The sequence below is a fragment of the Streptomyces sp. LARHCF249 genome, assembly GCF_052871255.1.
In genome coordinates this window covers 418,111-435,094 of the sequence record NZ_JBIXJQ010000002.1, presented here as the reverse complement: position 1 = coordinate 435,094, position 16,984 = coordinate 418,111, and the positions used below count along the sequence as shown (strand labels likewise).

The 16,984-nt window shown below is 72.1% G+C and carries 16 protein-coding genes and 1 pseudogene; 7 read left to right on the top strand and 10 right to left on the bottom strand.

The window, feature by feature from the left end; genetic code table 11:
* The first annotated feature begins 10 nt into the window (after positions 1 to 10).
* Genes ACIPUC_RS06795 through ACIPUC_RS06785 form a run of 3 tightly spaced genes read left to right on the top strand, consistent with a single transcriptional unit; the run spans position 11 to position 2,152 of the window.
* Positions 11 to 802: a metal ABC transporter ATP-binding protein gene (locus ACIPUC_RS06795; RefSeq protein WP_446587642.1), complete on the top strand. Its 792-nt coding sequence runs from the start codon at positions 11 to 13 to the stop codon at positions 800 to 802.
* Positions 802 to 1,668: a metal ABC transporter permease gene (locus tag ACIPUC_RS06790; RefSeq protein WP_446587122.1), complete on the top strand. Its 867-nt coding sequence runs from the start codon at positions 802 to 804 to the stop codon at positions 1,666 to 1,668. The genes ACIPUC_RS06795 and ACIPUC_RS06790 overlap by 1 nt, the downstream gene beginning before the upstream one ends.
* Before the next feature lie 52 nt (positions 1,669 to 1,720).
* Positions 1,721 to 2,152 carry a Fur family transcriptional regulator gene (locus ACIPUC_RS06785; RefSeq protein WP_446587121.1) on the top strand — a complete coding sequence of 144 codons (432 nt, stop codon included), beginning with the start codon at positions 1,721 to 1,723 and terminating at the stop codon, positions 2,150 to 2,152.
* Here ACIPUC_RS06785 and ACIPUC_RS06780 read toward each other — a convergent pair.
* The 6 genes from ACIPUC_RS06780 to leuA form a co-directional block, all read right to left on the bottom strand.
* On the bottom strand, positions 2,149 to 2,691 hold the full coding sequence (locus tag ACIPUC_RS06780) for a YcxB family protein (RefSeq protein WP_446587120.1): 543 nt from the start codon (positions 2,689 to 2,691) through the stop codon (positions 2,149 to 2,151). The genes ACIPUC_RS06785 and ACIPUC_RS06780 overlap by 4 nt on opposite strands.
* Positions 2,692 to 2,720: 29 nt before the next feature.
* Positions 2,721 to 3,542, bottom strand: coding sequence for an isoprenyl transferase (locus tag ACIPUC_RS06775; RefSeq protein ID WP_446587119.1), 822 nt, complete (start codon positions 3,540 to 3,542; stop codon positions 2,721 to 2,723).
* 11 nt (positions 3,543 to 3,553) lie between these two features.
* Complete coding sequence (gene recO, locus ACIPUC_RS06770; RefSeq protein ID WP_215141943.1) at positions 3,554 to 4,300, bottom strand: DNA repair protein RecO; 747 nt, start codon at positions 4,298 to 4,300, stop codon at positions 3,554 to 3,556.
* A 90-nt stretch (positions 4,301 to 4,390) separates the two neighbouring features.
* Positions 4,391 to 5,965 (bottom strand): nucleobase:cation symporter-2 family protein, encoded by a 1,575-nt coding sequence (locus tag ACIPUC_RS06765; protein WP_446587118.1) that lies wholly within the window; start codon positions 5,963 to 5,965, stop codon positions 4,391 to 4,393.
* A gap of 475 nt (positions 5,966 to 6,440) precedes the next feature.
* Positions 6,441 to 7,136 carry a TerB family tellurite resistance protein gene (locus ACIPUC_RS06760; RefSeq protein WP_446587117.1) on the bottom strand — a complete coding sequence of 232 codons (696 nt, stop codon included), beginning with the start codon at positions 7,134 to 7,136 and terminating at the stop codon, positions 6,441 to 6,443.
* Between the two features lie 294 nt (positions 7,137 to 7,430).
* Positions 7,431 to 9,194: a 2-isopropylmalate synthase gene (gene leuA / locus ACIPUC_RS06755; protein WP_446587116.1), complete on the bottom strand. Its 1,764-nt coding sequence runs from the start codon at positions 9,192 to 9,194 to the stop codon at positions 7,431 to 7,433.
* Between the two features lie 365 nt (positions 9,195 to 9,559).
* Between leuA and ACIPUC_RS06750 the strand changes: the two genes are divergently transcribed.
* The 4 genes from ACIPUC_RS06750 to ACIPUC_RS06735 all read left to right on the top strand — a co-directional run bounded on the left by ACIPUC_RS06750 (position 9,560) and on the right by ACIPUC_RS06735 (position 12,596).
* Positions 9,560 to 10,630, top strand: a complete 1,071-nt coding sequence (locus ACIPUC_RS06750; protein ID WP_446587115.1) for a M4 family metallopeptidase — start codon at positions 9,560 to 9,562, stop codon at positions 10,628 to 10,630.
* 9 nt (positions 10,631 to 10,639) lie between these two features.
* Complete coding sequence (locus ACIPUC_RS06745) at positions 10,640 to 10,909, top strand: protealysin inhibitor emfourin (protein WP_446587114.1); 270 nt, start codon at positions 10,640 to 10,642, stop codon at positions 10,907 to 10,909.
* Between the two features lie 70 nt (positions 10,910 to 10,979).
* The gene (locus tag ACIPUC_RS06740) at positions 10,980 to 11,798 is read left to right on the top strand and encodes a GNAT family N-acetyltransferase (protein WP_446587113.1); all 819 of its coding nucleotides are present in this window, start codon (positions 10,980 to 10,982) and stop codon (positions 11,796 to 11,798) included.
* A 144-nt stretch (positions 11,799 to 11,942) separates the two neighbouring features.
* Positions 11,943 to 12,596: an SAM-dependent methyltransferase gene (locus ACIPUC_RS06735; RefSeq protein ID WP_446587112.1), complete on the top strand. Its 654-nt coding sequence runs from the start codon at positions 11,943 to 11,945 to the stop codon at positions 12,594 to 12,596.
* A gap of 13 nt (positions 12,597 to 12,609) precedes the next feature.
* On the opposite strand, the gene era is transcribed toward ACIPUC_RS06735, so the two are convergent.
* From era to ACIPUC_RS06715, 4 genes and pseudogenes are all read right to left on the bottom strand, one after another.
* A complete protein-coding gene (era, locus tag ACIPUC_RS06730) occupies positions 12,610 to 13,560 on the bottom strand; it encodes a GTPase Era (RefSeq protein ID WP_446587640.1) in 951 nt (316 codons plus the stop codon).
* Positions 13,561 to 14,058: 498 nt separating this feature from the next.
* Positions 14,059 to 14,370: pseudogene (locus ACIPUC_RS06725) on the bottom strand (WxL protein peptidoglycan domain-containing protein); the annotation flags it as partial.
* Positions 14,371 to 14,498: 128 nt separating this feature from the next.
* Positions 14,499 to 15,803 (bottom strand): beta-xylosidase, encoded by a 1,305-nt coding sequence (locus ACIPUC_RS06720; protein ID WP_446587638.1) that lies wholly within the window; start codon positions 15,801 to 15,803, stop codon positions 14,499 to 14,501.
* A 108-nt stretch (positions 15,804 to 15,911) separates the two neighbouring features.
* Positions 15,912 to 16,949, bottom strand: coding sequence for a GlxA family transcriptional regulator (locus ACIPUC_RS06715; protein WP_446587111.1), 1,038 nt, complete (start codon positions 16,947 to 16,949; stop codon positions 15,912 to 15,914).
* Positions 16,950 to 16,984: the final 35 nt, after the last annotated feature.

The window sequence follows — 16,984 nt, the reverse complement described above, 5'->3', positions numbered from 1 at the left end:
GGCGCGAGCCATGCAGTCCATGCCCCGACAGGCGGACGACCAGCCCGTCATATCCCTGCGCGGGGCCACGGCCTCGCTCGGCTCGCGCCCCGTGCTGCGCGGGGTCGACCTCACCGTCCGCCGCGGTGAGGTCGTCGCCCTGCTCGGCGCCAACGGCTCCGGCAAGTCCACGGCCGTCCGCGCCGTCGTCGGCCAGGTCCCGCTCACCGACGGCTCCCTGTCGCTCTTCGGCACGGACTTCAAGCGCTTCCGCGACTGGGCGCGCATCGGGTACGTCCCGCAGCGCACCACGGCCGCCAGCGGCGTCCCGGCCACCGTCCGCGAGGTCGTCTCCGCCGGCCGGCTGGCCCGCACCCGCTTCGGCTTCCTGCGCAAGGCCGACAAGGCCGCCGTCGAGCGGGCCCTGGCCCTCGTCGACATGGACGCGCACGCCGACGCCTCGGTCAACGCCCTCTCCGGCGGCCAGCACCAGCGCGTGCTCATAGCCCGGGCCCTCGCCATCGAGCCCGAGCTGGTGATCATGGACGAGCCGATGGCGGGCGTGGACCTCGCCAACCAGGAGGTCCTCGCGAACGCCCTGCGCGAGCAGAAGGCCCTCGGCTCCACCGTCCTCCTCGTCCTGCACGAGCTGGGCCCGCTGGAGCCCCTGATCGACCGCGCCGTCGTCCTGCGCGACGGCTGCGTCGTCCACGACGGGCCGCCCCCGGAGGCCCTGGGCCAGCACGCCCTGCCCGGCCACGACCACGTACACCCCCACGCGGCACACGACGCCGAGCCCCTGCGGACGGGACTGCTGAGCTGATGGACCTCCTGAACTACGCCTTCATGCAGCGGGCCCTCATCGCGGCCGTCCTCGTCGGCCTGACCGCGCCCGCGATCGGTACGTACCTGGTCCAGCGCCGCCAGGCCGTCATGGGCGACGGCATCGGCCACGTGGCCATGACCGGAGTAGCCCTCGGCTTCCTGCTCAACACCAGCCCGGTGTGGATGGCCACCCTGGTCGCGGTGATCGGCGCGGTCGGCATGGAGCTCATCCGCTCCCGCGGCAAGACCAGCGGCGACATCGCGCTCGCCATGCTCTTCTACGGCGGCCTGGCCGGCGGCGTCCTGATCATCAACATGGCCGGCGGCTCCACCGCCAACCTGAGCAGCTACCTCTTCGGCGGGATCGCGACCGTCGCGCCGGAGGACGTCACGGCCGCGGTGGTCCTCACCGCGTTCGTCCTCGCCGTCACCATCGGCCTGCGCCGCCAGCTGTTCGCCATCAGCCAGGACGAGGAGTTCGCCCGGGTCACCGGCCTGCCGGTGCGCGCGCTGAACCTCCTGATGGCCGTCACGGCCGCCGTCACCGTCACGGTGGCCATGCGCATCGTGGGCCTGCTGCTGGTCAGCGCGATGATGGTGATCCCCGTCGCGGCCGCCCAGCGCGTGACCCGGGGGTTCGCAGCGACGCTGTCGCTGGCCATGGTGATCGGCGTGGCGGTCTCCCTGACGGGCGTGACCGCCACGTACTACCTCGACGCGCCCTCGGGCGCGACGATCGTGCTGCTCGCCATCGCCATCTTCGTCGCGATGGCGGCCCTTTCGGCCCCGCTGGCCAGGCGCCGGGCGAAAGCCGCCCGCGCCGACGCGGAAGAGGTCTGTACGCGCGACGACGTGAAGGTCTAGCCGGAGCTGCCGCCTGGCACAATGGGCCGCAGGCCGATACGAGGAGGAACCGGTGGCGACTGCGCCTGGCGAGACGAATACCGCGCCAGTACGAGGACGATCCACCCGGCAGCGGGCCGCAGTGGCGGCGGCGCTGGACGAGGTGGACGAGTTCCGCAGTGCCCAGGAACTCCACGACATGCTCAAGCACCGTGGCGATTCCGTGGGCCTGACCACGGTGTACCGCACCCTGCAGTCGCTCGCGGACGCCGGCGAGGTCGACGTCCTGCGCACCAGCGACGGCGAGTCCGTCTACCGGCGCTGCTCCACCGGTGACCACCACCACCACCTGGTCTGCCGCAAGTGCGGCAAGGCGGTGGAGGTGGAGGGCCCGGCCGTGGAGAAGTGGGCCGAGTCCATCGCGGCCGAGCACGGCTACGTGAACGTGGCCCACACGGTGGAGATCTTCGGCACCTGCGCGGACTGCGCGGCCGCCGCCGCTTAGAGCCGCTTCAGGTTCCGGTCCAGGACCGCTCGAAGCCGCTCGATGTCGGCCGGGTCCTGGGCGCCCCGCTTGGGGAGGCAGGTCATGCCGACCGCCTGCTTGTCGGCGGTCAGCATGACGAACGCCGTGTCCGTCTCCGCGTACGAGGGCTGGGCGGTCCAGCCGATCCGCGTCTGCGTGTCGGCGGTGGTCACCAGCACGCCGCTGTCGTCGACGACGGTCCGCACCTCCCCCGCCTTCTCCAGCAGCCCGCCGAAGGCCCGCGCCTGGATCCGGGGACCGAACAGCGCGAACGCGCCCAGCGTCGCGCCGCCCGCCACCAGCCCGACCGAGAGCGGCCGCACGCCGTCGCGGCCCAGGGCCGTCAGCACGGCCAGCAGCAGGAGGCCGGCGGCGCACCACACGTACCCCCGCTGCCTGCGCCGGCCGGCCGGTGTCTTCCTGTCCCGCGCCCGGAGCGCGTCCGCCATGTCGTCCGGCGTCACCCGGTAGACGAGCCGTACGGCATCGCCCACCACCTGTTCCCCACCCATGTCCATGACAGCGGATCCTAGACCCGCGGCCCGGGTCAGCTCGTGGGGGCCTCGGGCTGGTTGGGGACGGCGCCGCCGAAGCGGCGGTCGCGCTGGGCGTACTCCAGGCAGGCCGCCCAGAGGTTGCGGCGGTCGAAGTCCGGCCACAGCACGTCCTGGAAGACCATCTCGGCGTACGCGCTCTGCCAGAGCAGGTAGTTGGAGGTGCGCTGCTCGCCGCTGGGCCGCAGGAACAGGTCCACGTCCGGCATGTCCGGGTAGTACATGTACTTCGCGAAGGTCTTCTCGTTGACCTTCGACGGGTCCAGCTTGCCGGCCGCCACATCGCGGGCGATGGCCTGCGCCGCGTCCGCGATCTCCGCGCGGCCGCCGTAGTTCACGCAGAAGTACAGGGTCATCGCGTCGTTGTCGACGGTCTGCTCCTGGGCCACCTGGAGCTCCTGGACGACCGACTTCCACATCTTCGGCATGCGGCCGACCCAGCGGATCCGGATGCCCAGCTCGTTCATCTCGTCGCGGCGGCGGCGGATGACGTCGCGGTTGAAGTTCATGAGGAAGCGGACCTCGTCGGGCGAGCGCTTCCAGTTCTCCGTCGAGAAGGCGTACAGCGAGAGGTTCTTGACGCCCATCTCCAGGCAGCCCTTGAGCACGTCGAGCACGACGCCCTCGCCGACCTTGTGCCCCTCGGTGCGCGGCAGGCCGCGCTCCTTGGCCCAGCGGCCGTTGCCGTCCATGACGACCGCGACGTGGTTCGGGACCAGCTCACCGGGGATCTTCGGCGGGCGCTCACCGGACGGGTGCGGCTCGGGAACCTTGTACTCGCGGCGAGAGCGTCCCAGAATCCCGCGTCGTGCCATGTGCCCAGCTCCTATTTCTCGACGTATCGCAGGGAGCGTAGCCCGCGCTCCAGATGCCAGTGCAGATAGGCGGAGACCAGCCCGCTGCCCTCCCGCACGTGACGCGCCTCGCACGCGTCGGCATGGTTCCAGTCGCCCGTCAGCAGGGCGCTGAGCAGGGCGATGGCCTCCGACGAGGGTACGACGCTGCCGGGCACCCGGCAGTCCCCGCATATCACTCCGCCCGCGGCGACGGAGAAGTGCCGGTTGGGGCCGTGGATCCCGCACTTCGCGCAGTCCTCGAAGCTGGGCGCGTAGCCGTTGACGGCGAGGGAGCGCAGCAGGAAGGCGTCGAGGATGAGGTGGGGTTCGTGTTCGCCGCGCGAGAGGGTGCGCAGGGCGCCGACGAGCAGCAGGTACTGCTGTACCGCGGGCTCGCCCTCGTTCTCGGTGAAGCGCTCGGCGGTCTCGAGCATGGCGGTGCCGGCGGTGTAGCGGGCGTAGTCGGTGACGATGCCGTTGCCGTACGGGGCGATGATCTCGGTCTGGGTGCAGAGCGGCAGGCTGCGCCCGATCAGCTCGCTGCCGCGGGCGAAGAACTGGACGTCGGCGTGGGAGAAAGGTTCCAGCCGGGCGCCGAACTTGGACTTCGTACGCCGGACCCCGCGGGCGACGGCCCGCACCCGGCCGTGGCCGCGGGTCAGCAGCGTGATGATGCGGTCCGCCTCACCCAGCTTCTGGGTGCGCAGCACGATGCCGTCGTCGCGGAACAGACTCATGGGCCCATTGTCACCCGCCCCGGGGACAGCGATGGCCCTCCGGCCGGACTGGGGGAAGGTCCGGACGGAGGGCCGTCACCCCTTGGGAGGTCAGGAGACGGGCGTCGCCGCCCCGTCCGCGTCCGGCTTGCCGGCGCCGTCCGTCGCCGCGACCGCGACGCCGACGGCGGCCTCGGCGACCGTCTCCGCGCCGCCGGCGGTCTTCGCCTCGGCCCCTGCGGACGTTTCGGCCGCCTCGGGTGCCGGCTCGGACTCGGCCGCGGCTGCGGCCTGGGCGGGCAGCTCGACCGCGGGGACGGCCGGTACGTCGTCCTTGGCCAGACCGTTGAAGATCAGGTTGAGGACGATGGCGGCCGTGGCACCGAGGGTGACACCACTGTTGAGGAGCGAGGACAGGTCCGCGTCCATGTACTTGGTGAAGAACACCGGGACGGTCGCGGGGAGCAGGGCGAAGGCGAGGGAGACGCCCACGATCAGCGCGTTCTTCTCCTCCTTCAGGTCCACCTTGGCCAGGGTCTGGATACCGGCGAGGGCGACCATGCCGAACATGACGGTCGCGGCGCCGCCGAGGACTCCGTGCGGGACGGCCGCGACGATCGCGGCGGCCTTGGGCAGCAGACCCAGGATGATCATGAAGACACCGGCGGCCACGACCACGAACCGGCTCTTGACCTTGGTCATCCGCACCAGGCCGACGTTCTCGGCGAAGGCGACGTACGGGAAGGAGTTGAGGGCACCACCCAGGGCGGTCGCGGCGCCGTCGGCACGCAGGGCGCGGGCCACGGTCTCGCTGTCGACCTCCTTGCCGACGATGTCGCCGACCGCGTACGTGTCACCGGTCGTCTCGACCATGGTGATCAGCATGACGATCAGCATGAGGACGATCGGGAACCATTCGAACTTCGGGACGCCGAAGTGGAAGGGCGTGGTGATGCCGATCCAGTCGGAGTTGCCGACGTTGCCGAACTTCGCGTCCCCGAGGAGGAACGCGACGGCGGTGCCGCCGACCAGGCCGAGGAGGATGGAGATGCTGGAGAGGAACGGCTTGCCGAGCTTCATCAGGACGAGGATGAAGAGCATCGTGCCGCCGGCGTACGCGAAGTTCTTCGGGTCGCCGAAGTCGGGGCTGCCGAGGCCGCCCGCCGCGTCGTTGAGGCCGACCGGGATCAGGACGATGCCCAGTACGGTGATCACGGTGCCGGTGACCACGGGCGGGAAGAGCCGCATGACCGTCCGGAACGCCTTCGCCGGGAGCCAGGCGAACGCGAAGGTCGCGATGCCCGCGGTGATGACCGCGCCGTAGATGACCAGCAGGGCGGCGGTCCCGCCGCCCGCGCCGAGGCCGATGGCGATCATCGGAGAGACGGCGGTGAAGGTCACGCCCTGGATCAGTGGCAGGCGCGCACCGATCCGGCCTATGCCCCAGGCCTGGATGATCGAGGCGATACCGCAGGTGAAGAGGTCCGCGTTGATCAGGTAGACCAGCTGCTCGGGGCTCAGCTTCAGCGCGTTGCCGACGATGATCGGGACGATCACCGCACCGGCGTAGAACGCGAGTACGTGCTGGAAGCCGTACAGCGCGAGCTTGGGGAGGGGGAGCACCTCGTCGACCGGGTGGGTGCTCTGCTGTCCGTTTTCGGAAAGCCGGGCGGCGACACGTGCCATCTCTGCCTTGCCCTTCAGGAGGTGAGGTGAGTGAGAGGAGATCTGGTTATCCCTGGCCGGAGTGGGTCGCTAACCCGTTGGTCCGCCAGGGTTGTCAGTGCGTTCACGTGACCGGAATTGAACGCCTGTGAAGGGCCTCACAGATATCGTCGACTTCTACAAACTGTTGACGATACCGACGACCAGATCTGTCGGTTTCTCCAGTGGCGGAGAGCGGGGCGGAGGAGTAAGCGCAGTGCCGCCCGCAGGGCGCGGCTCCTCCTGCGCTCCTGCCCGGCGCACACCGGTTGACCTGCGCATACGACGCTCACGCGGATGCGGGCAGGTACACCAGAAGGGGCCGCTCCGGCGGTCCAAGGGGTGGACGGTCGGGGCACGGAGCGATCGGCTCCGCGGTTCACCGGGCGCGCTAAGAATCTTGAAATCGGCCCCGCGTGGCCGGATCGTTACGTCTGACGAGCCTGTTTCGGGCCGTTTACGGCGCGCGGACCGCCGACAGGAGCCGGGCCACCTCGTCCGCGTCGATGCGCAGCGCCGCCCCCACGGTGGAGAGCACCTCGCGCTCGGCCGGCAGGTACGGGCCGTCCGCGAGCGCGATGCGCGCGCCCTGGAGCAGGATCGACTCGCGGCCGGGAGCGGCCAGGTGCGGGGCCAGCGGCTCCAGCGCCTCGTGCAGTTCGATCGACAGCGCGGCCCCGCAGCATTCCGGGACGTCGTACAGCCCGAGCCGCCCCTCGTCGGTGGACAGCGCCTCCACGAGGGACTCCAGCTGCTCCTCGGTGCACTCCTGGAAGCCCGCGCCGCGTACGGCGCTCACGGCGGCCTCCAGCGCACCGCGCGAGCCGGTCCCGCCCGCGGTGAGCACGGCCAGCGCCACGGTGTGCACGGCGTCGCGCAGCATGGCGGTGAAGCGGGTGGTGGTGAGGTGGTCCAGGACCTCGGTGTCGAAGCGCTCCCGGCAGCCCTGGCACTCGACGATCGGTCCGGCGCTGCCGCGCGGCAGCAGCGGCACGCCGAGGACGGTGAAGCGGCGGCGCCCGGTCCGCCTGCGGTAGTTGCGGTCCCCACCGCAGGCGGGGCAGAAGAACTCCCCGTCGCCCACGGTGCTCCAGGTGGTGCGGATGCCCCAGACCGTCAGCTTCCGGCCGTCCCCACCCCGAACTGGCAGCACGTCGCACCTCCGTCACCATCCGGCAGCATCGCCGGTTGGCGTGATGTTAGCCACATCGATGAGGATGCGTCAGTCGTGTGACAAGACAACATGTCGCGGGACGCGGACTTGGCCGATCTGTGCCCCTGCCCTTCCGGCGTACGGGAGGCCGGCCCCGAGGGCATCCGGGTCAACGCGGTGGCACCGGGCGCCATCCGAACGGAGCGGGTCGTCGCGCTGACGGACGAGCCGGGCGGGCCGGAACGACGGAACCCCGCCCCTCCGCCGGGGAGGGACGGGGTCCGCGTACGAGGGTCAGCGGCCCGCGCGGTTGACGGCGGAGATGACCGCCTTCAGGGAGGCGCGGGTGGTGTTGGCGTCGATGCCGATGCCCCACAGCACCCGGCCGTCGATCGCGCACTCGATGTACGAGGCGGCGACGGCGGAGGCGCCCTCGCTCATGGTGTGCTCGGTGTAGTCCAGCAGGCGGGCGTCGACCCCGATGCCGGCCAGCGCGTCGAAGAAGGCCGAGATCGGACCGTTGCCGGTGCCGTTCAGGACCGTCTCCACGCCGTCCACGACCGCCTCGACGGTCAGCGTGTCCGTGCCGTCCTTGTCGGTCGCGGTCGAGCCGGAGCGCAGCTGGATCCGGCCCCACGGGTTCTCGGGGTTGGGCAGGTACTCGTCCGAGAAGACGTCCCAGATCGCCTTCGGCGTGACCTCGCCGCCCTCGGCGTCGGTCTTGGCCTGGATGATCCGGGAGAACTCGATCTGCATGCGGCGCGGCAGGTCCAGCTTGTGGTCGTTCTTCAGGACGTACGCGATGCCGCCCTTGCCGGACTGCGAGTTGACGCGGATGACGGCCTCGTAGGAGCGGCCGACGTCCTTCGGGTCGATCGGCAGGTACGGGACCGCCCACTCGATGTCGTCGACGGTCTTGCCCCGGGCGGCCGCGTCGGCCTCCATGGCGTCGAAGCCCTTCTTGATGGCGTCCTGGTGGGAGCCGGAGAAGGCGGTGTAGACCAGGTCGCCCGCGTAGGGGTGGCGCGGGTGGACCTCCATCTGGTTGCAGTACTCGCTGGTGCGGCGGATCTCGTCGATCTGGGAGAAGTCGATCTGCGGGTCGATGCCCTGGGAGAACAGGTTCATGCCCAGCGTGATCAGGTCGACGTTGCCGGTGCGCTCGCCCTGCCCGAACAGGCAGCCCTCGATGCGGTCCGCGCCGGCCATCAGGGCCAGCTCGGCGGCGGCGACGGCGGTGCCGCGGTCGTTGTGCGGGTGCACGGAGATGCAGATGTGCTCGCGGCGGGTCAGGTTGCGGGCCATCCACTCGAAGCGGTCCGCGTGGGTGGAGGGCGTCGAACGCTCCACGGTGGCGGGCAGGTTCAGGATGATCTCGCGGCCCTCGGCCGGCTGCCAGACGTCGCAGACGGCCTCGCAGACCTCCAGGGCGAAGTCCAGCTCGGTGTCGGTGAAGATCTCCGGGCTGTACTGGTAGCCGAAGGTGGTCTCCGGGCCCAGCAGCTTCTCGGCGTACTCCATGACCAGGCGGGTGCCGTCGACGGCGATCTGCTTGATCTGCTCCTTGGAGCCGCGGAAGACGACCCGGCGGAAGGTCGGGGCGGTCGCGTTGTACAGGTGCACGGTGGCGCGCTTGGCGCCGACCAGCGACTCCACGGTCCGCTCGATCAGGTCCTCGCGGGCCTGGGTCAGTACGGAGATGGTGACGTCGTCCGGGATCGCGCCCTCTTCGATGATGGAGCGCACGAAGGCGAAGTCGGTTTCGCCGGAGGACGGGAAGCCGACCTCGATCTCCTTGTAGCCCATGCGCACCAGCAGGTCGAACATCTCGCGCTTGCGGGCGGGGGTCATCGGGTCGATCAGCGACTGGTTGCCGTCGCGCAGGTCGGTGGAGAGCCAGCGGGGAGCCTTGGTGACGCGGGCGTCCGGCCAGGTGCGGTCCGGGATGTCCACCTGCTCGTACCGGCCGTACTTGTGGATCGGCATCCCGGAGGGCTTCTGGGTGTGGGTCGCGTTGGTGATGGGCGTGGGGCGACCGACGAAAGCGTGCTGACTCATGGCGTTGGGCTCCTCGCGTGTCCGCGTGTAGTTCGCTGGGACGGCCGACGACGGTCGTAAAAACCGCAACACCAAACTCCGCGGGGAGGGGGTCGGCCTACGACTACAGACCCTCGCCGCGGCAGCTAAGGAGAAGCAGCCCGAAACGCATGATGGGCCGAGCCTAGCCGAGCCGCGCCGTAAAGCGAGGACCTGTTTCAGTATGCAAGACCCGAGGGTCCGATTTGTACCGAATGTGAGCTAGGCCTCTTTCCTCCGCGAAAGTCGGTTCGATCCGTCAACCCTCCGCCACCGCTTTCAGACAAGTGAATGAATCATGGTCGCAGCTAGTGACACTGGCATGACCCACTGCCACATTGCCGGGCATGGATGCCTCCCGTACCCCCCGCCACCCCGTCTTCTGCACCGTCGTGCCCCCGCACCTCCTCGACAGGATCGCCCGGTCCGAGGACGCCCGGCGCGCCCGTATCGCCCTGAGCACCCTGGAACGCGACTCCCTCCTGCGCACGCGGCGCCGGGTCACCACCGTCCAGGGGGTCGCGGCCCTGGGCGCTGCCGCCTCCGACGATCCGAACCGCACGGTCTACGACGCGCAGCACGGCACCCGGCTGCCCGGCACCAAGGTGCGCGCGGAGGGCGACCCCGCGGGCAAGGACGCCACGGTCAACCGGGCGTACGCCGGGCTGGGCGCGACGTTCGAGCTCTTCCTCAAGGGGTTCGGAAGGCGCTCGATCGACGACTCCGGGCTGGCCCTGGACGCGACCGTCCACTACGGCGAGGACTACAACAACGCCTTCTGGGACGGGCAGCAGATGGTCTTCGGCGACGGGGACGGGGACCTGTTCCTCGACTTCACGGTGTCGCTCGACGTCATCGGCCACGAGCTGACCCACGGAGTCACCCAGTACACGGCGAACCTCGAGTACTACGGGCAGTCCGGAGCCCTGAACGAGTCGATGTCCGACGTCTTCGGCTCGCTGATCAAGCAGTACTCGCTGGAGCAGACGGCGGACGAGGCGGACTGGCTGATCGGGGCCGGGCTGCTGGGGCCCGAGGTGAGCGGGGTCGCGCTGCGCTCGATGAAGGCTCCGGGGACCGCGTACGACGACGACGAGCTCGGCAAGGACCCGCAGCCCGCGACGATGGACGACTACGTGCGGACCTCCCGCGACAACGGCGGGGTGCACATCAACTCCGGCATCCCCAACCACGCCTTCTACCTGGCGGCGACCGAGCTGGGCGGCAAGGCCTGGGAGCGGGCGGGGCAGATCTGGTACGACACCCTGACCGGCGGGGAGCTGGCGGCGGACGCCGACTTCGCGGACTTCGCCCGGCTGTCGGTGGCGGCGGCCGTGAGCCGGTACGGGGACGGGGGCGCGGAGCACCAGGCCCTGCAGAAGGCGTGGTCGACGGTGGGCGTCCCGCTGGCGGGGTAGACCGTTCCCATGCGCATCGAAGTGATCAGGACGGGCGGTTTCGCGGGCATCGAGCGCCGGGTCGAGATGGACACCTCGGGCCGGGCGGACGAGGCCGAGTGGCAGGCCCTGGCCCAGCTGGCGCTGCGGCCCGGGCCGCCCGGCCCCACGGGCGGACCGGTACGGGACGGGTTCTCGTACCGGATCACGGTGGACGGAAGGACGGTGTCCTGCCAGGAGCCGAACCTGTCCGACGCACAGCGGGCGCTCATCTCGCGGATCCTGAAGGAAGGCGCCTGAGCAGGAGCAAGGAGCGAGGAGCGCCCGAAACTCAGGTGTCCGGGCGCCACGCCTTTGCTTGGATGGCCGGATGACCGACCACATGATCGATTCGACGCTTTCCGAGCTGGAGCGCTACTACGACACGGTGCCGCGGGTGGGCGGGGCACGGGCCGAGGACTTCGGGCCGCTGACCCTGTTCGTCCAGGAAGGCGACGGTTGGCAGTACTACGCGCGGCCCGCGCTCGGCGGCCCCGCCGCGACCGCGGCGGACGTGGAGCGGGTGCTGGCCCGGCAGCGGGAGCTGAAGGTGCCCGAGTCCTTCGAGTGGGTGGCCGAAACCAGCCCCTCGCTGCGGGCTGCGGCGGAGGCGGCGGGGCTGCATGTCCATGCGCACCCCCTCATGGTGCTCGACCCGTCCGCCGCGCCGGTCCCCGCGCATGCGGATGTCCGCCTCCTGGAGGCCGGTGACCCGCTGCTGGCGGCGGCGGTGACGGTCCCGGCCCTGGCCTTCGCCGCCCCGGGTACGGCGATAGGCGAGGCGGGCCCCGCGGAGCTGGCGGCGGCGACGGCCGATCCCGGCGCGGAAGCGCGCCGGGCGCGGGTGTCCGGAATGCTCGCGTCGGGCCGTACCGCCCTGGCGGCGGCCGTGCGGGACGGCGTGGTGCTGTGCTCGGGCCAGTACAACCCGGTCGGTGACGTGGCCGAGGTGGTGGGCGTCGGCACCCTGCCGTCGGCCCGCCGCCAGGGGCTGGCCCTCGCGGTCACGGCGGCCCTGGTCGCGCAGGCGCTGGAGCGCGGCGCCCGTACGGTCTTCCTCTCCGCCGGGGACGAGGACGTGGCCCGCGTCTACGCACGCATCGGGTTCCGGCACGTGGGGACGGCGCTGATCGCGGAGCCGGCCGCCTGAGTCCGGCGGATGTGCCGTTCCGGCAAGAGCTTGCCGGAACGGCAAGGATGTTTGCCCCCTCGGGTGGTACCGGCGCAGCATCGGCCGTATCGGCAGACCCTCCCCCAGCTACCGCTGCGGGGACCCCCATGGAAGAGGCCACCCATGTCCGACCACCACCACAGCCACCAGCAGGAACACGCCGCGGGCCAGGAGTTCTGGGACGCCCGCTACAGCGAGAGCGACCGTATCTGGAGCGGCAGGGCCAATGACGTCCTGGTCCGCGAGGCTGCGGACCTCGCCCCCGGCCGCGCCCTCGACCTGGGCTGCGGCGAGGGGGCCGACGCGGTGTGGCTGGCCCGGCAGGGCTGGCACGTCACCGGGGCCGACATCTCCGGGGTGGCCCTGGAACGGGCTGCGCGGCACGCCGAGGAGGCCGGGGTCGGCGACCGCGTCGAGTGGCAGCGGCACGACTTCGCGGAGTCCTTCCCCGCCGGGGAGTTCGACCTGGTCTCCGCGTGCTTCCTGCACTCGTACGGGGACTTCCCCCGTGAGCGGATCCTGCGCACGGCCGCCGCGGCCGTGGCCCCCGGCGGGGTCCTGCTGATCGCGGGCCACGCGGGCGGGCCCTCGTGGGACCCGGACAAGCTCGCGGAGATCCACTTCCCGACCCCGGAGCAGGTCCTGGCGCAGCTGGACCTGCCCGAGGGCGGCTGGGAGGTGCTCCTCGCCGAGGCACACGTACAGGCCCTGACCGGCCCCGACGGCCGGCCCGGTACCCGTCCGGACAACGCGCTGAAGGTCCGCCGGCTGCGCTAGCGCAGCCGAAGGCTCAGAAGCCGAGCTTCCGCAGCTGCTTGGGATCCCGCTGCCAGTCCTTGGCGACCTTCACGTGGAGATCGAGGAAGACCGGGGTCCCGAGCAGCGCCTCGATGTGCTTGCGCGACTTCATCCCGACCTCCTTCAGGCGGGCGCCCTTCGGGCCGATGATGATGCCCTTCTGGCTGGGCCGCTCGATGTAGACGTTGGCGTGGATGTCGAGCAGCGGCCGGTCCGCCGGGCGGTTCTCGCGCGGGATCATCTCCTCGACGACCACGGCGATGGAGTGCGGGAGCTCGTCCCGTACGCCCTCCAGCGCTGCCTCGCGGATCAGCTCGGCGACCATGACCATCTCGGGCTCGTCGGTGAGGTCGCCCTCCGGGTACAGCGGCGGGCTCTCCGGCAGCAGCGGCGCGATCAGGTCGGCCAGCAGCTTGACCTGGCTGTCGCCGACGGCCGAGACGGGAACGATCTCGGCCCACTCGAAGCCCAGCTCCTCGGCGAGCTGGTGGACGGCGATGAGCTGCTCGCCCACCACCTTGGACTCGACCAGGTCGGTCTTGGTGATGATGGCGATCTTGGGGGTCTTCTTGATCCCCGCGAGCTCCTTGGCGATGAACTTGTCGCCGGGGCCGAGCTTCTGGTCGGCGGGCAGGCAGAAGCCGATGACGTCGACCTCGGCCCAGGTGGTGCGCACGACGTCGTTGAGGCGCTCGCCGAGCAGCGTGCGCGGCTTGTGCAGGCCGGGCGTGTCGACGAGGACGAGCTGGGCGTCGGGGCGGTGCACGATGCCGCGGACGGTGTGGCGGGTGGTCTGCGGCCGGTTGGAGGTGATCGCGACCTTGGTGCCCACGAGTGCGTTGGTGAGGGTCGACTTCCCCGCGTTGGGGCGGCCGACGAAGCAGGCGAAGCCCGCACGGTGCGGGCTGGTGGACTCGGGGGAACGATCGCTCATACGGGCCATTCTCCCCGATGCGACTCCCAGCGCCGACCAGGTCGTGGCGGCGAGGACGCCGGCGGCCGCCAGGAGGGTGCCGAGGAAGGGGTGCGCGGCGTAGGCGGCACGGCCCTGAGCTGTGGTTCCGCCGTCCGTGGCGCGTACCGTCACCTCGGCCTGTTCCAGGGCGGGCGGGTCGTCCCAGCGGGCGTGGAGCCGGATTTCCCGACCGGGCAGCAGTTCGGCGGGCAGTCCGGTGAGGGCGCGGCCGGGCAGGGGTCTGCCGAGGGCTCCGGAGGCGGTGAGGGCGGCGCGGGGGCGGAGGGTGACGTTGCCGGTGTTGTGGAGCGTGTACGCGACCTGCGCGCCGGAGCCCTGCCGGCGGACGGAGACGTCCCGTACGGCGAGGGCGGGGGCGGTGGGGCCGCTCACCCGCAGGTACACGCGGGCGGCTACGGCCTGCTGCACGCCGATGCCCCGGGAGCCGGCGGCGGGCCGGTCCTCCAGGGCCACGATGGCTCCCGGGTGGTCGCCGGGTTCCGCCCGGTCGGGGACGGCGAGGGTGAAGCCGACGCTGACCGACCCGCGGGCGGGCACGGTGACCCGCTCCCGGTCGAGCCTGGCCCACGCGGCGGCCGCCAGCCGCGGCTCCTCGGGTCCGCGGAGGGCGAAGCCGCCGTCCCGGGGGGTGTTGTACGCGTCGGCGGCGTAGAGCCGGAAGGTGCGGGGGAGGTCGGTGCGGTTGGCGATGGTCACGGAGTCGGTGACGGACTGGCCGGGCGCGGCGGCGAGGTAGAAGTAGGGCCGCTGCCCGAGGGTGTTGGCGGCGGGCAGCACGGACCACTGCCCGTTGTCCGCGGCCCTTGCCGTCCCGGCGGAGCCCGGCCCCACGACGGCCAGCACCGCCCCCGCGAGCACCAGGCCCTGTCGGAGCCGGGCCGCCGCCGCTGCGCGGAGCCGGCCGGTCACGACAACGTCAGCGTCAGGACCGCCGCGTACGCACCCGGCGGGGTGTACGGCGGCACCTGGAGGGTCACCGAGGCGTCGACGGTGAAGGTACCGCCGACCAGCGGCGCGTCCGGGGTGGAGGCCAGCACCGCACCCTCCGGGCCGACCGCGCCCGCGCTGCCCGGCGTACACGCGCTCGGGCTGCCCGCCGCGGCGGTGCACGAGGGGGTCCAGGAGAGGGGGGCGCCGGGGATGCGGACCCCGCCGGGGCCGGTGAAGTCGGTGACCTTGCCGATCAGGGACCAGCCCGCCGGGCCGCCGCGGGCGTCCGTGACGGTGACGGTCCCGATCCGGCCGGGCGCGGCGCCGCCGGCTCCGTACGGGACGGCGCCCAGGGCGATGTCCTCGCCGGTCTGGGCCATGCCGAGGGCGCCCGGCTCGACGGTGGCGGTGAGCTTCTGGGCGCCGGACGGCAGCGAAGGCGGGGGCAGGGGCGGCGTGGCGTCGATGACCGTGTACGCGGCCGGGCCCGAGCCCTGCGCGGACGACCAGGCCGCGCCCTCGTAGGCGACGACGGCGGTGGTGGCCCCGTCGGTGACCGGCAGCTCCGCCAGGACCGCGCCGAGCTCGTCCGCGGTGCCGGTCACCCGGTCGGCGGTCTGGGCGGCGCCGGCCCTCCCGGCCACCGTGACGGTCGCGCCCGGGGTGAATCCGGCGGCGGTGACCCTGACCTTGTCGCCGGGCTTCCCGTGCGCCGCGGCGAGGAAGACGCTGCGGAGGTTGGCCGTGGGCAGCGGGGTCGCGGTGAGCCGCTCGGAGACGGGGGCCGCGGTACCCGGCGTACACACCGTGTCGAGGTCCAGCGGATGGCTGGTGTGCAGGGTGTAGGCACCGGGGGCCAGGGTGGTCTCGCCGGGCGCGGTGACGGTGAAGGTGCCGGTCATGGTGACGGCGGGCAGGAGCGCTCCGGCCGGCACGGGGGCGCCCCGCCGTGCGCCGACCACGGTGACCTCGCCGGCCTGGGCGCCGGACAGCAGGATCCGCCCGGTCGCCGTCAGCGCGTCGGCGGGCAGTTCGCCGCCGGCCGGGTTGACGGCGGGGGTGGCGGCCACCTGGTAGGTCACGGTGACGGTGTCGCCGACCTGCGGTGCCGGATGGTCTACGGTGAGCCGGGCGGTCGTCGGCCCGTCGGCGGGCGGCAGTCCGGCCTCCTGGGGCGGCAGGCAGTGGGTCGGGAACTCCACGTGCCCCGGGGGCGTTTCCCGCTCCGCGGCGGCCGGTGCGCTCAGCGCGCCCCCGGTCACGGCCGCGAGTACGGCCATGCCCACGGCCGCCGGCCATCTGCTGCTGCGCGCCCCTGTCCGCACTGCCCGCCCCCTGGGTTCCGTCGCCCCGACAGGGGGCCATTCACGGGCGGGCGGCGGCAGAAGTCAATGCGCGGACCGGGCATCAACTGATGGCCCATCAGAAGCTGGCAGCAACGGCGGGTCGGCCGCCTCCCGGAAGGTGCGCCGGTAGGCCGTCGGACTCACCCCCAGCGCCGCCTGCACGTGCTTGCGCAGCGACTGCGCCGTCCCGAAGCCCGCTTCCCGCGCCACCTGTTCCATCGGCAGTTCCGTCCGCTCCAGCAGCCGCCGGGCCCGCTCCACCCGCTGGCCGAGGATCCACTGGCCCGGGCTGACCCCCGACTCCTCCCGGAACCGGCGCGTGAAGGTCCGTACGGACACCGCCTCCTGCCGGGCCAGGTCGCTCAGGCGCAGCGGTTCGTGCAGCCGGTCCAGCATCCGGGCGCGGGCCGCCGTGGTGCTGGCGAGCTGCGGCTGCGGCATCGGACGCTCGATGAACTGCGCCTGCCCGCCGTCGCGGTGCGGCGGTACGACGGTCCTCCGGGCCACCTCGTTCGCGACGGCCGCGCCGTGGTCGCGGCGCACGATGTGCAGGCACAGGTCGATCCCGGCGGCGACGCCGGCGGAGGTGAGCACGTCCCCGTCGTCCGTGTAGAGCACGTCAGGGTCGACCCGGACGGCCGGGAACATCCGCTGGAAGTGGTCGGCGGAGGCCCAGTGGGTGGTGGCCCGGCGGCCGTCGAGGTATCCCGCGGCGGCGAGCACGTAGCCGCCGGTGCAGATGGAGACGAGCCGGGTGCCGGGCCGGATGTGCGCGAGGGCCTCGGCGAGCTCCCCGGTCAGCCGGCCGTGCTCGTGGACCGGTCCGAGCTCGTACGAGGCCGGGACCACCACCGTGTCGGCGGTGGCCAGCAGCTCCGGGCCGTGCTCGACGTGGATCGCGAAGTCGGCGTCGGTCGGCACCGGCCCGGGGGCGAGCCCGCAGGTCAGGATCTCGTACAGCGGCCGCCCGGCCGAATCCTTGGCACGGCCGAAGATCCGGTGCGGGATGCCGAGTTCGAAGGGCAGCAACCCGGCGAGGGCCAGTACGGCGATGCGGTGGGGGCGGGCTTGCGGCTCCATGGCCCGATCATATCGAAGCATGACAGTCAGGCCAC

Coding starts and splice junctions, on each gene's coding strand:
- ACIPUC_RS06795 (WP_446587642.1), top strand. CDS start 11: ATGCAGTCCATGCCCCGACAGGCGGACGACCAGCCCGTCATATCCCTG.
- ACIPUC_RS06790 (WP_446587122.1), top strand. CDS start 802: ATGGACCTCCTGAACTACGCCTTCATGCAGCGGGCCCTCATCGCGGCC.
- ACIPUC_RS06780 (WP_446587120.1), bottom strand. CDS start 2,691: ATGGACATGGGTGGGGAACAGGTGGTGGGCGATGCCGTACGGCTCGTC.
- ACIPUC_RS06775 (WP_446587119.1), bottom strand. CDS start 3,542: ATGGCACGACGCGGGATTCTGGGACGCTCTCGCCGCGAGTACAAGGTT.
- recO (WP_215141943.1), bottom strand. CDS start 4,300: ATGAGTCTGTTCCGCGACGACGGCATCGTGCTGCGCACCCAGAAGCTG.
- ACIPUC_RS06765 (WP_446587118.1), bottom strand. CDS start 5,965: ATGGCACGTGTCGCCGCCCGGCTTTCCGAAAACGGACAGCAGAGCACC.
- leuA (WP_446587116.1), bottom strand. CDS start 9,194: ATGAGTCAGCACGCTTTCGTCGGTCGCCCCACGCCCATCACCAACGCG.
- ACIPUC_RS06750 (WP_446587115.1), top strand. CDS start 9,560: ATGGATGCCTCCCGTACCCCCCGCCACCCCGTCTTCTGCACCGTCGTG.
- ACIPUC_RS06745 (WP_446587114.1), top strand. CDS start 10,640: ATGCGCATCGAAGTGATCAGGACGGGCGGTTTCGCGGGCATCGAGCGC.
- ACIPUC_RS06740 (WP_446587113.1), top strand. CDS start 10,980: ATGACCGACCACATGATCGATTCGACGCTTTCCGAGCTGGAGCGCTAC.
- ACIPUC_RS06735 (WP_446587112.1), top strand. CDS start 11,943: ATGTCCGACCACCACCACAGCCACCAGCAGGAACACGCCGCGGGCCAG.
- era (WP_446587640.1), bottom strand. CDS start 13,560: ATGGCCCGTATGAGCGATCGTTCCCCCGAGTCCACCAGCCCGCACCGT.
- ACIPUC_RS06720 (WP_446587638.1), bottom strand. CDS start 15,803: ATGGCCGTACTCGCGGCCGTGACCGGGGGCGCGCTGAGCGCACCGGCC.
- ACIPUC_RS06715 (WP_446587111.1), bottom strand. CDS start 16,949: ATGGAGCCGCAAGCCCGCCCCCACCGCATCGCCGTACTGGCCCTCGCC.